General features: G+C 65.6%; 16 protein-coding genes. 6 read left to right on the plus strand and 10 right to left on the minus strand.

All coding sequences use genetic code 11. The features are described 5' to 3' along the window. The first annotated feature begins 65 nt into the window (after window positions 1-65). Both ASG03_RS09990 and ASG03_RS09995 read left to right on the plus strand, forming a co-directional pair. Entirely contained in the window at window positions 66-779 is a 714-nt protein-coding gene (locus ASG03_RS09990; RefSeq protein ID WP_062693611.1) for a sulfite exporter TauE/SafE family protein, read from the plus strand. A gap of 140 nt (window positions 780-919) precedes the next feature. Further along, a complete protein-coding gene (locus tag ASG03_RS09995; RefSeq protein ID WP_062468954.1) occupies window positions 920-1,447 on the plus strand; it encodes a superoxide dismutase family protein in 528 nt (175 codons plus the stop codon). 17 nt (window positions 1,448-1,464) lie between these two features. Here ASG03_RS09995 and ASG03_RS10000 read toward each other — a convergent pair whose 3' ends face one another. The 6 genes from ASG03_RS10000 to ASG03_RS10025 all read right to left on the minus strand — a co-directional run bounded on the left by ASG03_RS10000 (window position 1,465) and on the right by ASG03_RS10025 (window position 6,519). Beyond that, window positions 1,465-2,331, minus strand: coding sequence for a mechanosensitive ion channel family protein (locus ASG03_RS10000; protein ID WP_082475673.1), 867 nt, complete (start codon window positions 2,329-2,331; stop codon window positions 1,465-1,467). A gap of 77 nt (window positions 2,332-2,408) precedes the next feature. Further along, complete coding sequence (locus ASG03_RS10005; protein WP_156381797.1) at window positions 2,409-3,389, minus strand: NUDIX hydrolase; 981 nt, start codon at window positions 3,387-3,389, stop codon at window positions 2,409-2,411. Then, the gene (locus ASG03_RS10010; protein ID WP_062693483.1) at window positions 3,379-3,954 is read right to left on the minus strand and encodes a tyrosine phosphatase family protein; all 576 of its coding nucleotides are present in this window, start codon (window positions 3,952-3,954) and stop codon (window positions 3,379-3,381) included. Before ASG03_RS10010 ends, ASG03_RS10005 begins: the two co-directional genes overlap by 11 nt. Further along, a complete protein-coding gene (locus ASG03_RS10015; protein ID WP_156381810.1) occupies window positions 3,951-4,571 on the minus strand; it encodes an HD family hydrolase in 621 nt (206 codons plus the stop codon). The genes ASG03_RS10010 and ASG03_RS10015 overlap by 4 nt, the downstream gene beginning before the upstream one ends. Next, the gene (gene ygfZ, locus ASG03_RS10020) at window positions 4,568-5,428 is read right to left on the minus strand and encodes a CAF17-like 4Fe-4S cluster assembly/insertion protein YgfZ (protein ID WP_062693485.1); all 861 of its coding nucleotides are present in this window, start codon (window positions 5,426-5,428) and stop codon (window positions 4,568-4,570) included. Before ygfZ ends, ASG03_RS10015 begins: the two co-directional genes overlap by 4 nt. A gap of 245 nt (window positions 5,429-5,673) precedes the next feature. Continuing rightward, window positions 5,674-6,519, minus strand: coding sequence for a hypothetical protein (locus ASG03_RS10025; protein ID WP_062693486.1), 846 nt, complete (start codon window positions 6,517-6,519; stop codon window positions 5,674-5,676). Here ASG03_RS10025 and ASG03_RS22115 point away from each other — a divergent pair. Beyond that, window positions 6,518-6,640 carry a hypothetical protein gene (locus ASG03_RS22115; RefSeq protein WP_274533644.1) on the plus strand — a complete coding sequence of 41 codons (123 nt, stop codon included), beginning with the start codon at window positions 6,518-6,520 and terminating at the stop codon, window positions 6,638-6,640. The genes ASG03_RS10025 and ASG03_RS22115 overlap by 2 nt on opposite strands. On the opposite strand, the gene ASG03_RS10030 is transcribed toward ASG03_RS22115, so the two are convergent. The 3 genes from ASG03_RS10030 to ASG03_RS10040 all read right to left on the minus strand — a co-directional run bounded on the left by ASG03_RS10030 (window position 6,634) and on the right by ASG03_RS10040 (window position 8,001). Next, entirely contained in the window at window positions 6,634-6,903 is a 270-nt protein-coding gene (locus ASG03_RS10030) for a hypothetical protein (RefSeq protein WP_092988168.1), read from the minus strand. The two genes, ASG03_RS22115 and ASG03_RS10030, sit on opposite strands and share 7 nt — an antisense overlap. A 124-nt stretch (window positions 6,904-7,027) precedes the next feature. Next, window positions 7,028-7,483, minus strand: coding sequence for a TIGR02301 family protein (locus tag ASG03_RS10035; protein WP_062693613.1), 456 nt, complete (start codon window positions 7,481-7,483; stop codon window positions 7,028-7,030). Window positions 7,484-7,530: 47 nt separating this feature from the next. Next, the gene (locus ASG03_RS10040) at window positions 7,531-8,001 is read right to left on the minus strand and encodes an NUDIX hydrolase (protein ID WP_443216597.1); all 471 of its coding nucleotides are present in this window, start codon (window positions 7,999-8,001) and stop codon (window positions 7,531-7,533) included. Between the two features lie 114 nt (window positions 8,002-8,115). Between ASG03_RS10040 and ASG03_RS10045 the strand changes: the two genes are divergently transcribed. Beyond that, window positions 8,116-8,940, plus strand: coding sequence for an SOS response-associated peptidase (locus ASG03_RS10045; protein WP_082475674.1), 825 nt, complete (start codon window positions 8,116-8,118; stop codon window positions 8,938-8,940). Window positions 8,941-8,983: 43 nt separating this feature from the next. On the opposite strand, the gene ASG03_RS21795 is transcribed toward ASG03_RS10045, so the two are convergent. Further along, complete coding sequence (locus ASG03_RS21795) at window positions 8,984-9,160, minus strand: hypothetical protein (protein WP_164490737.1); 177 nt, start codon at window positions 9,158-9,160, stop codon at window positions 8,984-8,986. 548 nt (window positions 9,161-9,708) lie between these two features. On the opposite strand from ASG03_RS21795, the gene cysS reads away from it, so the two are divergent. Then, the gene (cysS, locus tag ASG03_RS10050) at window positions 9,709-11,166 is read left to right on the plus strand and encodes a cysteine--tRNA ligase (protein WP_062693487.1); all 1,458 of its coding nucleotides are present in this window, start codon (window positions 9,709-9,711) and stop codon (window positions 11,164-11,166) included. Window positions 11,167-11,391: 225 nt separating this feature from the next. Next, entirely contained in the window at window positions 11,392-11,877 is a 486-nt protein-coding gene (locus ASG03_RS10055) for a GFA family protein (RefSeq protein WP_062468924.1), read from the plus strand.

An 11,877-nucleotide genomic window follows, 5' to 3' on the forward strand; every position in this document is an offset into this window, starting at 1 on the left:
AGAACGAACCGCCGGGAACGGCTGCGCGATAGACGAAACGGAGACGGCATTTGAGCGACATCTGGATGTTCATCCTCATCGGCTTTTTCGCGCAACTGGTCGATGGCGCGCTCGGCATGGCATTCGGCGTTCTCTGCACCACAGCCCTTCTCGCCTTCGGCATGCCGCCGGCGGTCGCAAGCGCCATGACGCATATCACCGAGGTCTTCACCACGGCGGCGTCCGGCGCGTCGCATGCCTGGCATCGGAATGTCGACTGGAAGCTCGTCGTGCGGCTGGCGCCGGCCGGCATGATCGGCGGCGTTCTCGGTGCCTATGTGCTCTCCAACATCGACGGCAAGGTCATCGAGCCCTTCGTCTCCGTCTACCTCATCCTCATCGGCATCTATATTCTCATCAAGGCGTTCCGACCGACATTCACACGGGAGGTGCACGACCGGATGGTACCGCTGATCGGCTTTGCCGGCGGCGGCCTCGACGCGGCCGGCGGCGGGGGCTGGGGTCCGATCGTCACGACCTCGCTCATCGGCCGCGGGCACCATCCGAAAAAGGTGATCGGCTCCACCAGCCTCACCGAATTCGCCGTAACGCTGACGATCTCCGCAACCTTCATCGTCACGCTCGGCTGGTCGCAGCTCGATGCCGCGGTCGGCCTCATCATCGGCGGGGTTCTGGCCGCACCCGTCGGGGCGTATATCGTCAAGCACCTGCCGGTCCGGCCCTTGATGGTCGCCGTTTCCTTCGTCATCATCGTGACGTCCCTCATCCGTTTCTTCTGATCCTCTGCATCTCGTTGCTCGCGCATGCCTCACGCGGTTGTGTGGGGAACATCGCGCGGGCGGGCGGCGTTGCGTCCATGCAGGTCTGCGAATACGCGGCTTCGTTTCCCGGACATCGGGATCATCAGGGAAGGAACATCATGACGTCAGCGCTCATCACTTTCACGGCCGCCGCGCTTGCGGCCACCGTCGCCGCCGCGGTTCCCGCCGCCGCCCAAATGCAGTCCCAGACGGCCATGGCCAGCTTTGTCGGCAAGGACGACAAGGAAACCGGGCGTGCGGTCCTGACCGCCGGAAAGCACGGCGTTCTCATGGAGGTCGAGGTGACGGGCCTGCCGGCGGGAACCTGGGTCGCATTCCACGTTCACGAAACCGGAAAGTGCGATCCCGCCCACGCGCATGAATCCGCGGGTGGCCACTTCAATCCGGAAAAGACGGAGCACGGCTTTCTCGCCGCCAACGGCCCGCATGCCGGCGATATGCCCAATCAATATGTGGGTGCGGACGGCACGCTGCGCGCACAGGTGTTCAACACCATGGTCACGCTCGACGACAAGGCCAATGGCATTCGGGGACGCGCCCTGATGATCCACGCCAAGCCGGACGACAACCGCAGCCAGCCGTCCGGCGATGCAGGCGAGCGTCTCGCCTGCGCCGTCATCCGATAACGTCGTCGGTATCTAAACTACGAACCCAGCGGACCGGGGCTGTCGCCCCGGTCTTCGTCTGTCTGGGATTCCATCGGCAGGTTCGGTTCAGGCTTCACCGCAAACTCGTCCTTGACGCGCTTCAGCATGCTGCGGGTCGTCGCCCACCAGTTCGGCGTCGAGACCCAGTAGCGCAGCGTGACGCTGGCCCCGTCGCCGGAAAGCTCGGAGATGAAGACGGCCGGTGCCGGTGTCTTCAGCACGTTTTCGTTGCCCTTGGCGATGTCGAGAAGCCGCTGCATCGCGCCGTCGAGATCGCGGTCGGCGCCGACGGAGATGGTCAGGTCGTGCTTGCGTGTCGGCAGACGGCTGAAATTGCGCACCGGCGTATTCCACAGCGTCGAGTTGGGCGCGAGCCGATAGACACCGTCGGAATCCACAAGCTCCGTCGCGAACAGTCCGATCTCGCGGATGGTGCCGGTCACACTGGACGTCTCGATGGATTCGCCCACCCGAAAGGGACGAAGCACGAGAAGCATGATTCCTGCGGCGATGTTCTGCAACGTGCCCTGAAGCGCAAGGCCAACGGCCAGGCCGGCAGCGCCCAGGGCTGCGATGATCGAGGCCGTCTGCACCCCGAACTGGCCAAGCACGGTGACGAAGACCAGCACCAGCAGGGCATAGCGGATAATGTTGGAAAAGAACCGGGCCAGCGTCTCATCGATCCCGTGCACCCGCTTCAGGCCGGCATAGGCCCAGTTGTGCAAGAGACGCGCAATGAGCCAACCCGCACAGAGCAGCACCAGGGCGCCCACGATCGAGAACGAATACTGCACGGCCAGGGCGGATGCCTGGCTGAGCGCCGTGCGGGTCGCAAGGATGACGTCCGGCTGTTGTGCTTCCATGAAAGGCCCTCTTCGTTGGAAGGAGGGACATGGGGCGGAAGCTCCGGGGGTCAACCGCATGGCGCCGCTTGGTACGGTCAGCGCGTGCCGAGCTTGAGCCCCGGTGCCGGTCGCTCGTCGAGGATCTGCCGTCGAAAGCGGAAGAGCGCGGCCGGTCGCCCGCCGGTTCCCCCGGTGGTCATGCCGGTCGGTTCCACCAGCGAGGCGCCTTCGACGAGCCTGCGAAAATTCTGCTTGTGCAGATGCCGTCCGGAGATCGCCTCCACCGCTTCCTGCAGGCGCGTCAGCGTGAATTCCGGCGGCATGAGTTCGAAGATGACGGGTCGATACTTGATCTTTCCGCGCAGCCGGGCGACGGCCGTGGCAACGATGCGCCGGTGGTCATGGCGCATGGCCTGACCCAGGGGAAGGCCCGCGGAGGGAGACGGCGTCTCCGCGCCGTTTCCCGCCGTGCCGCTCCGGCTTTCCGCAACGAGGCCGGCTTCGTAGAGCAGCTCGTAGCGTTCGAGAACGCGCTCCTCGTCGAAGGGGAAGTCGTCAAGGCCGAAGGCGAGCCGCAGGCGGCTGCGGCGGCTGCCCGGGTCTTCCCGTTCCCACACGCTCAAGGCCGGCAGGATCACACGATCGAGCACGGCCGGGCGTCCCCGCCGCCAGTCTTCCCACGGCAGGTAGACATACCATTCGCGCCAGTGGACCCCGGCTTGCGCGAGGTGCGATGTCGTCTCCGGGTCGCTCCGCGTGAGTGCGAGATAGCCGACGGAGACCATATGCAGGCGATCCTCGTTGGCCAGCCGCTGCCGGCCACGATCGCCGAAGGTGTAGAGCTGCTCGATATAGCCGAGATCGAGGGCGGTCTGCTCCTCGACCCGGGCCCGCACGCTCGTCTCGAAGGTGCGGTGAACAGCCGGGTCGAAAGGGCCGAAGGGCAGGGCATCCCGCCCGCCATCGCCGCCATCGTTGACGACGAGAATGCGGGGCGACCGATCGACCATCGCGACGATCGCCGCATTAAGGCCGATCTCGACGGTCATGCCGCCCGGTACCGCCTCACGTGGCATCGGCAGGCACTCCGCGATCCGCAGGGGCGGGAGACAGGATGGCCGGCGGCGGCAGGGGATCGAACACGAACGGCGTGTTGCCATCCGCATCCTTGCCCCGACCGATGCGTTTCATGGCCCTGACCAGTCGGCCGCCGCGGTCGAGCATGCTGTCACCGATCGCGATCAGGCGGGCATTGGGTGTTGCAAAGGGCGACGCCGCACGCAGCCGGTCTGCCAGTGTCTCGTCGTCCTGATCGGGTGCAACCGTGAGCGCAACAATGGCCGCGGCGGCGGGCGAGCGGGATACGCCCATCCAGCAATGCACGAGGAGCGGCGTCCGGCGATCCCAGCCGTGGGCAAACCGCACGATCTCTTCCACGTGCTCCTCGGCCGGCGCAATCAGCTTGTCGTTGCCGGCAAAGGTGATGTCGTTCAGCCCGAGCGTCAGGTGCCGCGTCGCCGCAATCACCCCAGGCCTGTGAAATGTGTGCCCGACAGCCATCAGGCTCAGCATGTCCCGGCAGCCATGACGGACGGCCATCTCCCCGATGCGGGCGAGCGGCGAAACGACGATCACGCTCATGTGCGCGCCTCCTGCACGGTCTGCCCGGCCGTCCGCTCCGCCTCGATCGCCTCGAAGCGCGCGACGAAGAGCCGTTGCGCCTCGAGCGCGGGAAGGGGCTCCATCGCCAGCATGTCGCGCGTAATGCCGCGCGGCTGGCCGAAGATGCGGCGGCCTTCCTCGAGCGTGAAGCCGGCCAACACGGTGGCTTCGAAATAGGCTGCGATCTGGTCGGCCTTCTTGATCCGCTCCTTCACGGCCTCGGGCGTGATCGGCGGCAGGCCGAAGCGCAGATGGATCGCACCCTCGAGCCGTTTCTCCACCACCTTGTAGCCGCCGCCGACCACGGCCTTGAAGGGCGAGATCATGTCGCCGATGACGTATTCCGGCGCATCGTGGAGAAGCGCCATCTGGCATTCCGCGGCGCTGGCCTTGCCGTTGCGGCGAAAGATCTCCTCGACGATCAGCGAGTGCTGCGCGACCGAAAAGGCATGCGCGCCATCCGTCTGCCCGTTCCAGCGCGCGACGCGAGCAAGTCCGTGCGCGATGTCGGAGATCTCGACGTCGAGCGGGGACGGATCGAGCAGATCCAGTCGCCGACCGGAGAGCATGCGCTGCCAGGCTCGTGGCGACATCAGGCGCCCGCCTCGGAGGTCTCGGGAGCCGCGTCCGGTGACGGCACGGGGAAGGCGAGCCCGGTCCAGGCCGGCAGCGCCAGCGCCACCTTGACGTCGCCTGCCAGGATATCCGTCCGGTCCGCCAGGGCTTCGCCCGCCTTGTCGATCCGCACGATGGCAAGGCCTGCGCGTCCCGCGACGCTTCCCAGCGTGCCGATGACCTTGCCGTTCGCCGTGATCGGCGTGCCGGACCCGGGCAGGGCGCTGTTTGCCTCCACCGTCACCACGCGTCGCCGCGCCGTACCCCGATGCTGCATGCGGGACACCACCTCCTGGCCGACATAGCAACCCTTGCGGAAGGAAAGACCGCCATTTTTGTCGAGCAGAACATCGTGGGGAAACGCATCCTGCAACGCATAATCCGCGCCGGAAACCGCAATCCCGGCGGCGATGCGCGCAGCGTTGACACGCCCGCTGCTGTCGTCGACGCCGCTCGCGCCGTAGATCCGATAGGCGGTAACGCCCGACATCGCAAAGCGCACGTCGCGCAACGCGCCCTCGGCCGGCTCGAACGACACCGCGACAGCGGTTTCGGCATCCAGCGAGAGCGTGATGGGCGCACGCAGCTTGTAGAGCGTCAGCCGCTTCATGAGCGCGGGCGCCTGGTCGACATCGGTTTCGAGCCGGACGCCGTTGTCCGTCCGGCTGACGAGGAAGTCGAACAGGATCTTGCCCTGCGGGGTGAGGAGGGCGCCGGGACGAACCTCATCCGCCTCCAATTGCAGGAGATCAGTGGTGATCAGCGCCTGGAGAAACGCGATGGCCGGCTCTCCGGATACCAGGACGAGAGCGCGGTCGGGGACAGAGAGAAGAGACATGATCGATCCTGAAAGGGCCGGAACGCCCAGGCATTGAACGGGATGGCGCACCTGCACCGCGCAGGCCTTCGACGAAGGACGGCCGCACGCCTTGCACCGGTCGGCGCAGCTTCCGTTCGACCCAAGAGACCGGCAGAAGCACGCGACGAATGCTTGAGAGGTAGGCTTTCGACGGCTGCGCTGCAAGCACTCCGCCCCATGCGGCAGCGCATGACCGGCAAAGCGTTTCCAGACGGGCGCGAGCCTCAATCGCCGCCGATAAAGAACTTCCACTGACCGTCGGGCGTGATGCCGATGCGGTAGAAATTGTAGCTGCCGAACTCCTGCATGGACGCCACGTCGCCGGCGGTGACGAGACGCATCAGGTCGACTTTCTCCGGCGGGGTCAGGCTGTCGAGCGGCTTGGCCGCAAAATAGGGCCAGACATACATTTCGTCCGGGGTACCCTTGTCGATCACGGTGAAGCCCGTGGACAGGACGTCGAGCATGATCGCCAGGATTTCCAGACCATCCGCGTCGCCGGAAAGACTTTTCACGGCAGCGACAGGATCGGTTTCCTCTTCACTGTCGCCGATGGCCGTCGCCGTCTCGCCCTTGCCGAGCAGCGGGCGCAGGCGCTCGATGTCGCCGGAGGCGGCAGCCTCGACAATGAGTTCGCGCATGCGGGCGACCGGCTTCGGGATCTTGGACACATCCGTCAGGACCTCGACCGGGCCTTCGCGCGTCTCGCTGCCGGGGGGCTGGGCGGTGGGGCCGCCGGCGGCGGGTGACTTGCCGGGTTGCCCTTCGGCCTTGCCGGGCCGTGCCGGTGCCACCGGCTTGTTGACCAGCGGATCGGGCATGGGGATAGCGCCCGGTGCGGCGGGTTTGCTCGGGGCGCTGGCGTCGTCCTTTGACGGCGCGTCCGGCGCGCCCGTGGTCGCGCCGCTTGAACCCGCGTCATCGGGACCGGCATCGTCCGGGATCGTGCGCAACTGGCTGAGGGCAAGAGCCGGTGTCGTGGAAAGGAGGGACGTCGAGGCGATCAGGGAGGCGACGGCAAGCGCACCCACAAGAACGGATGGACTCCGGCTGTCCGACGAACGTGTCATGGCACTCTCGCTACTGCTGGGGCGCTACTGCTGGGGCGCTACTGCTAAGGGCGCTACGGCCGGCGCTTTACGTCTGGGGCGTCCGGAGACGGACGTGCCCGCATCGGGCAGCGGCTACTGAAGGGAGCGCTGCGGAGAAAACTCGCCGGCAAGCATGCGCTCGCGCAGCGAATTGAGCATGGCTTCAGCCCCGTCCTCGCCGTGAAGACGGATCGTCTCGCGCATGGCCAGCGCGATGGCGGCATCGGCGATGATCTCCGGCTCGATACCGTCCGCCATGCCGTCAGCCCACGCCTCGTTCTGATGTTCCAGGGCCGCCTGCATCTTCTCGTGGACGATCATGTCGTCTATCTCGTTGAGGCTCTGCTCCATCGATCGTTCCATGCTATTTACGCTTTCACATCACGCCGCATCGGAATCGCGGCGGCACTTGTTACCATGGTCTTAACAAGACTAGCAGTCTTTTACCGAAACGACACGGCCCGTTCGAAAAAAGGTTAACGCACCCCTAATTTCCGAAGCGCGAGACGATTTCGGCCGCCAGTGTTGCGCCTTCGTCACGGTAGCGCTTGTCGGCAAGCCGGGCGCTCGGCGTGCAGCCTGTATAGACCGCCGCAAAACTGCGATAGCCCCTGTTGAAGGCGGCGGTAAGGCGCGCTTTCCGATCCGCCTCCGCGCCGGCCTCCCGGTCGATCAGCGCCTGCATGTCCTCCCGCCATTCTCCGGCCGAGGCGTCGGCACAGAGCGTCCGCAAATAGGTGACGGAGCCGACGATTTCCGCCATGCGCAGCAGGCGGGCATCGTAGGGCGCCGGCTTCGGGGCGGCCGTATCGACGCTCGGCGCGGGCGCGCGTTCCGCGGCCGGTTGAGCCAGGGCGACCGGCAGGGGCAGAGCCAGAAGCAGCAGACAGACGGTGGCGCAACGCAGGCGACAGACGCGGCGCGAGAAGGGGGCAAAAGTCATGCCGGCGAAGATGCCGGATTTCGCCGATTTCGCAAGTCCCGCCCGCTTCATGATGCCCGCAGGGCTTCCAGCCTGGCGATGCAGTCCCGCACGCTCGGCGGCGCCGGCAGGTCAGCAATCTCGTCCGCCGTGTACCAGCCAAGGCTCGCGGCATCGTCTCCCGCCACGGCTTCGGCATCGACCTCCGCCTCGACGCGGAACACCGAGAGGAAGAAGTGTCGCCCGCCTGCACCGTCCGCCTTTGCTGCCGGCAGGTCGTAGGTGGCAAAGAGCTGCGGCGCGGATCCGACGATGCCGGTCTCCTCGAGCAGCTCCCGTATCGCTGTTTCCGCCGGCGTCTCCCCCGGCTCGGACCGGCCGCCCGGAAAGGCATACATGTCGGCAGACGGGGGTTTGGAGCGGCGCACGAGGAGGTATCGTCCAGCGCGCACGACGATCGCCGACGAGGCGAGGGCGGGAGAAGGAGGCGGGGCGGGGGAAAGAGAGGCCGTCATGTCGGTTCCGTTCTGGCGTTGCATGCGAATCGTTCCTACATCAAGGGACGGGGCGAACGCGATCCTATGCGTCGCCGCAGAGTGGCCAAGGCCCGGCGGAATGGTCCGGCGCCGGTCGGTCACAGGGAGAGCGACATCATGTGCGGACGTTTTGCCCTGACGGTCACGCCCGAGGAACTGGAAGAGGCACTTGCCGTCATCGACGCCGGGGATTTTCCGCCGCGGTACAATATCGCGCCGACGCAGCCGATCCTGGTGGTCGCCGCCGCCGACCGCTCGGACCCGCGCAGCAACACGCCGCCGCGCCGCGCTGGGCTCGTGCGCTGGGGCTTGGTACCCGGCTGGGTCAAGGATCCCAGCGACTTTCCCCTCCTGCTGAACGCGCGCGCCGAGACGGCGATCGAAAAGGCTTCGTTCCGGGCCGCCATGCGCCATCGCCGCGTGCTTGTGCCCGCCTCCGGCTTCTACGAATGGCGGCGTCATCCGAAGGAGAGCGGCCTGCCGTCGCAGGCCTACTGGATCCGGCCGAAGGCGGGAGGAGTCGTGGCTTTCGGCGGACTGATGGAAACCTGGGCTTCGGCCGACGGATCCGAGATGGATACCGGCGCGATCCTCACCACCCGCGCCAACGCGGCGATGGCGTTCATTCACGATCGCATGCCCGTGGTCATCCGTCCGGAAAATTTCGAGCGCTGGCTCGACTGCAAGACGCAGGAGCCGCGCGATGTCGCCGACCTGATGGTTCCGGCCGACGACGATCTCTTCGAGTTCGTGCCCGTATCCGACGCGGTCAACAAGGTCGCCAACACCACACCGGACATTCAGACGCCGGTCACCGTCGCCGCGGTGCCGCGGCAGGCCGTCAACGCCCAGAGCCCGTCCGACAGGAAGCCGGGAGGCGCCAAGGCCGGGCCTGAAGCATCGCTGCACAAGAGTGACGGGCCTCAGCTGTCGCTGTTCTGAGCGCCCGGTCGCAACGCTGCGGGACCTCGGCTGCCTTCCGCGATCAGTGCTCGCGCCAGTCGCGGGCGCGATCCGAAACCTTCGTCGTCTGGGTCGATGCCTTGGGCTTCTGATGCAAAGCCGCGGCAGCCACGGCCTTCAGGCCGAGCGGGCGATAGCGGTCGATCAATGTCTCGTTCTTGGCAGCGGTATCCGCCGTGTCCGTCTTGCGTTCCGTCATGTCACTCTCTCCTTAATTTCATTCCGTCCCGGATCGGGTGCTGCTTGGTCACTTATACAACCTGCTGCACCCCTTTCGTTCCGGGAGACCCAAGCTTCCTGCGTTGTCCCCGCAAGCTCGACTCTCCAAGAAATCTATGGTTTTGAAGCGGTTCAATCATGACAAATTCATGTCCGTCTTGCGAGCTTTTTGCGAGCAAAAGCATGCTGCAACGCGGCAAAGCTCATGCTGCAATGCAACCGTCGGTGCGGACGGCCTTTCGGTTCTGGTGGTCAGGTTCGGCCCTTGACCCAAAGGACGAGAACGGCGATAAAGCCGGCATGAAAACGGACACCTGCATTATCTGCGGCTCGATCATTCGCTAGCGCTCGTCGCTGGCCTTTTCCGTTTCGTCTCCTTACCCAAGACAAAGATGACAACGCGAAGGCCGGCAGGCCGGCGCGGTCGATCCCTCGCGGAGATCATCCGGACGGGGCGTTCGGGCAGGAAGCCGACGACGTGACGACAACGATACAAAGACAACGAACCTAGACAGGGAGACCATACGCATGACGGACGTGCCGGCACTGAGGCTCTACAACACGCTGACACGCGAGAAGGCCGTGTTCACGCCGATCGATGCCGAGGATGTCCGTCTGTACGTGTGCGGCCCCACCGTCTACGACTTCGCGCATATCGGCAATGCCCGCCCGGTCATCGTGTTCGACGTCCTGTTCCGCCTGCTGCGGCATCTCTATGGCGAGGCGAAGGTGACCTATGTCCGCAACATCACCGACGTCGATGACAAGATCAACGCCCGCGCGCTGCGCGATTTTCCGGATCTGCCCCTCAACGACGCCATCCGGGCCGTCACGGAAAAGACCGAGACGCAGTTCCTGGCGGACGCCCGTGCGCTCGGATCCCTGGAACCGACCGTGCAGCCGCGTGCGACGGACAACATCGCCGAAATGATCGCGATCATCGAGGCGCTCATCGCGCGGGGGCACGCCTATGTCGCCGCCGGCGAGGTGCTGTTCGACACGACCTCGATGGCCGATTACGGTGCGCTTTCCCATCGCAATCTCGACGAACAACAGGCGGGCGCCCGCGTTGCGGTCGATGCCCACAAGAAGAGCCCCGGCGATTTCGTGCTGTGGAAGATGTCGTCCGAAAACGAGCCCGGCTGGGACAGCCCCTGGGGCCGCGGCCGTCCGGGCTGGCATATCGAATGCTCGGCGATGAGCCACCGCTATCTTGGCGAAACCTTCGACATTCACGGCGGCGGGCTCGATCTGATCTTTCCGCACCACGAGAACGAGATTGCCCAGTCGCGCTGCGCGCATGGCACCAGCGCGATGGCGAACGTCTGGATGCACAATGGCTTCGTGCAGATCGAAGGCCGGAAAATGTCGAAATCGGACGGCAATTTCGTCACGATTCACGCGCTTCTCCACACGGAGGAGTTCGGCGGCCGGGCCTGGCCGGGCGAAGTTCTGCGGCTGGCCATGCTGATGACGCAGTATCGCCAGCCGATCGACTTCAGCCTCAAGCGGCTAGAAGAAGCCCAGGGCATCATGCGTCGCTGGGCCGATGCCAAGCCGCGGGTCGAAGCCGTCCTGGCCGGTCGGCCCGACGCGCGCGCCTGGACGCTGCCGGCCGAAAGCCCCGTTCTCGATGATCTCAACCTCTACCCGGTGATCACCGGCATGAACCAGCTCGCGGCCGACGCGGCAAAGGGCGATCTGGACGCTGCGGCCGCCTTTCTCGGGCTCCTCGACCTCATGGGCTTCGAGGCGATCGAGCACCTGAGCCAGCAGGCAAACGATCGCGCCTCCGGTCATGACGACGAGGAGACGCGGTCCGAGGTCAACCGGCGGATCGCGCAGCGGCTCGACCTTCTCAAGGCGCGAAACTTCGCCGAGGCCGATCGCATCCGCGACGAGCTTCTGACCGACGGCATCCAGCTGAAGGACGGCAAGGACGCGGAAACGGGAGAGCGTGTGACGACCTGGGAGATCCGGCGCTAGAGGCGTCAAGCGAGCGCCGGCCTTGCTATCCGGCGACGATCGACATGAAATGCAAAACGAAACGCGAGCGTACAGGATGGAAGGCATTTTTGCGCAGCACGACAGGCAATGGATCTTTCCTTCATGCGACGCGTCAGCCTCCGGACTCCGTTTGGGAGCGGCGGGCACCATGTCGCTGATGTTCATAGGATTTTCTGTAGGGCGCAACCAAGGAGAGTTCGCAGCATGACGGATGACATGCGTGCAGGCGGATGCCAGTGCGGCGCGGTGCGTTTCCGGGTGGAAGGTCCGCTCGGCGATGCCTCCGTCTGTCATTGCCGGATGTGCCAGAAGGCGTGCGGCGGGTACTATCTGCCGCTGGTTTCGGCGCGTTCGGCCCGGCTCGCCTGGACACGCGGGCAGCCAAGGCATTTCCGGTCGTCCAACCATGTGCAGCGCGGCTTCTGCGCGGATTGCGGCACGCCGCTGACCTACGAGGCGCCGGACGGTATCGCGCTCGCCATCGCCACCTTCGACGACCCGGGAGCGATCAGGCCCGTCATCCAGTGGGGCACCGAGGCAAAGCTGCCCTGCGTCGATGGCATCCGTGATCTGCCCGAACAGGACACGATGGCCGATATCACGGCAGCGCCGTTCCTGGAGTCCCTGGTGTCCTACCAGCATCCCGACCACGAGACCGACCAATGGCCGCCGCAGGAGAGACCGCAGTGA

The sequence above is a fragment of the Rhizobium sp. Leaf341 genome (assembly GCF_001424325.1).
Classification (GTDB): Bacteria; Pseudomonadota; Alphaproteobacteria; order Rhizobiales; family Rhizobiaceae; genus Ferranicluibacter.

Coding starts and splice junctions, on each gene's coding strand:
- ASG03_RS09990 (WP_062693611.1), top strand. CDS start 66: ATGTTCATCCTCATCGGCTTTTTCGCGCAACTGGTCGATGGCGCGCTC.
- ASG03_RS09995 (WP_062468954.1), top strand. CDS start 920: ATGACGTCAGCGCTCATCACTTTCACGGCCGCCGCGCTTGCGGCCACC.
- ASG03_RS10000 (WP_082475673.1), bottom strand. CDS start 2,331: ATGGAAGCACAACAGCCGGACGTCATCCTTGCGACCCGCACGGCGCTC.
- ASG03_RS10005 (WP_156381797.1), bottom strand. CDS start 3,389: ATGCCACGTGAGGCGGTACCGGGCGGCATGACCGTCGAGATCGGCCTT.
- ASG03_RS10010 (WP_062693483.1), bottom strand. CDS start 3,954: ATGAGCGTGATCGTCGTTTCGCCGCTCGCCCGCATCGGGGAGATGGCC.
- ygfZ (WP_062693485.1), bottom strand. CDS start 5,428: ATGTCTCTTCTCTCTGTCCCCGACCGCGCTCTCGTCCTGGTATCCGGA.
- ASG03_RS22115 (WP_274533644.1), top strand. CDS start 6,518: ATGGCACTCTCGCTACTGCTGGGGCGCTACTGCTGGGGCGCTACTGCT.
- ASG03_RS10025 (WP_062693486.1), bottom strand. CDS start 6,519: ATGACACGTTCGTCGGACAGCCGGAGTCCATCCGTTCTTGTGGGTGCG.
- ASG03_RS10030 (WP_092988168.1), bottom strand. CDS start 6,903: ATGGAACGATCGATGGAGCAGAGCCTCAACGAGATAGACGACATGATC.
- ASG03_RS10035 (WP_062693613.1), bottom strand. CDS start 7,483: ATGACTTTTGCCCCCTTCTCGCGCCGCGTCTGTCGCCTGCGTTGCGCC.
- ASG03_RS10040 (WP_443216597.1), bottom strand. CDS start 8,001: ATGCAACGCCAGAACGGAACCGACATGACGGCCTCTCTTTCCCCCGCC.
- ASG03_RS10045 (WP_082475674.1), top strand. CDS start 8,116: ATGTGCGGACGTTTTGCCCTGACGGTCACGCCCGAGGAACTGGAAGAG.
- ASG03_RS21795 (WP_164490737.1), bottom strand. CDS start 9,160: ATGACGGAACGCAAGACGGACACGGCGGATACCGCTGCCAAGAACGAG.
- cysS (WP_062693487.1), top strand. CDS start 9,709: ATGACGGACGTGCCGGCACTGAGGCTCTACAACACGCTGACACGCGAG.
- ASG03_RS10055 (WP_062468924.1), top strand. CDS start 11,392: ATGACGGATGACATGCGTGCAGGCGGATGCCAGTGCGGCGCGGTGCGT.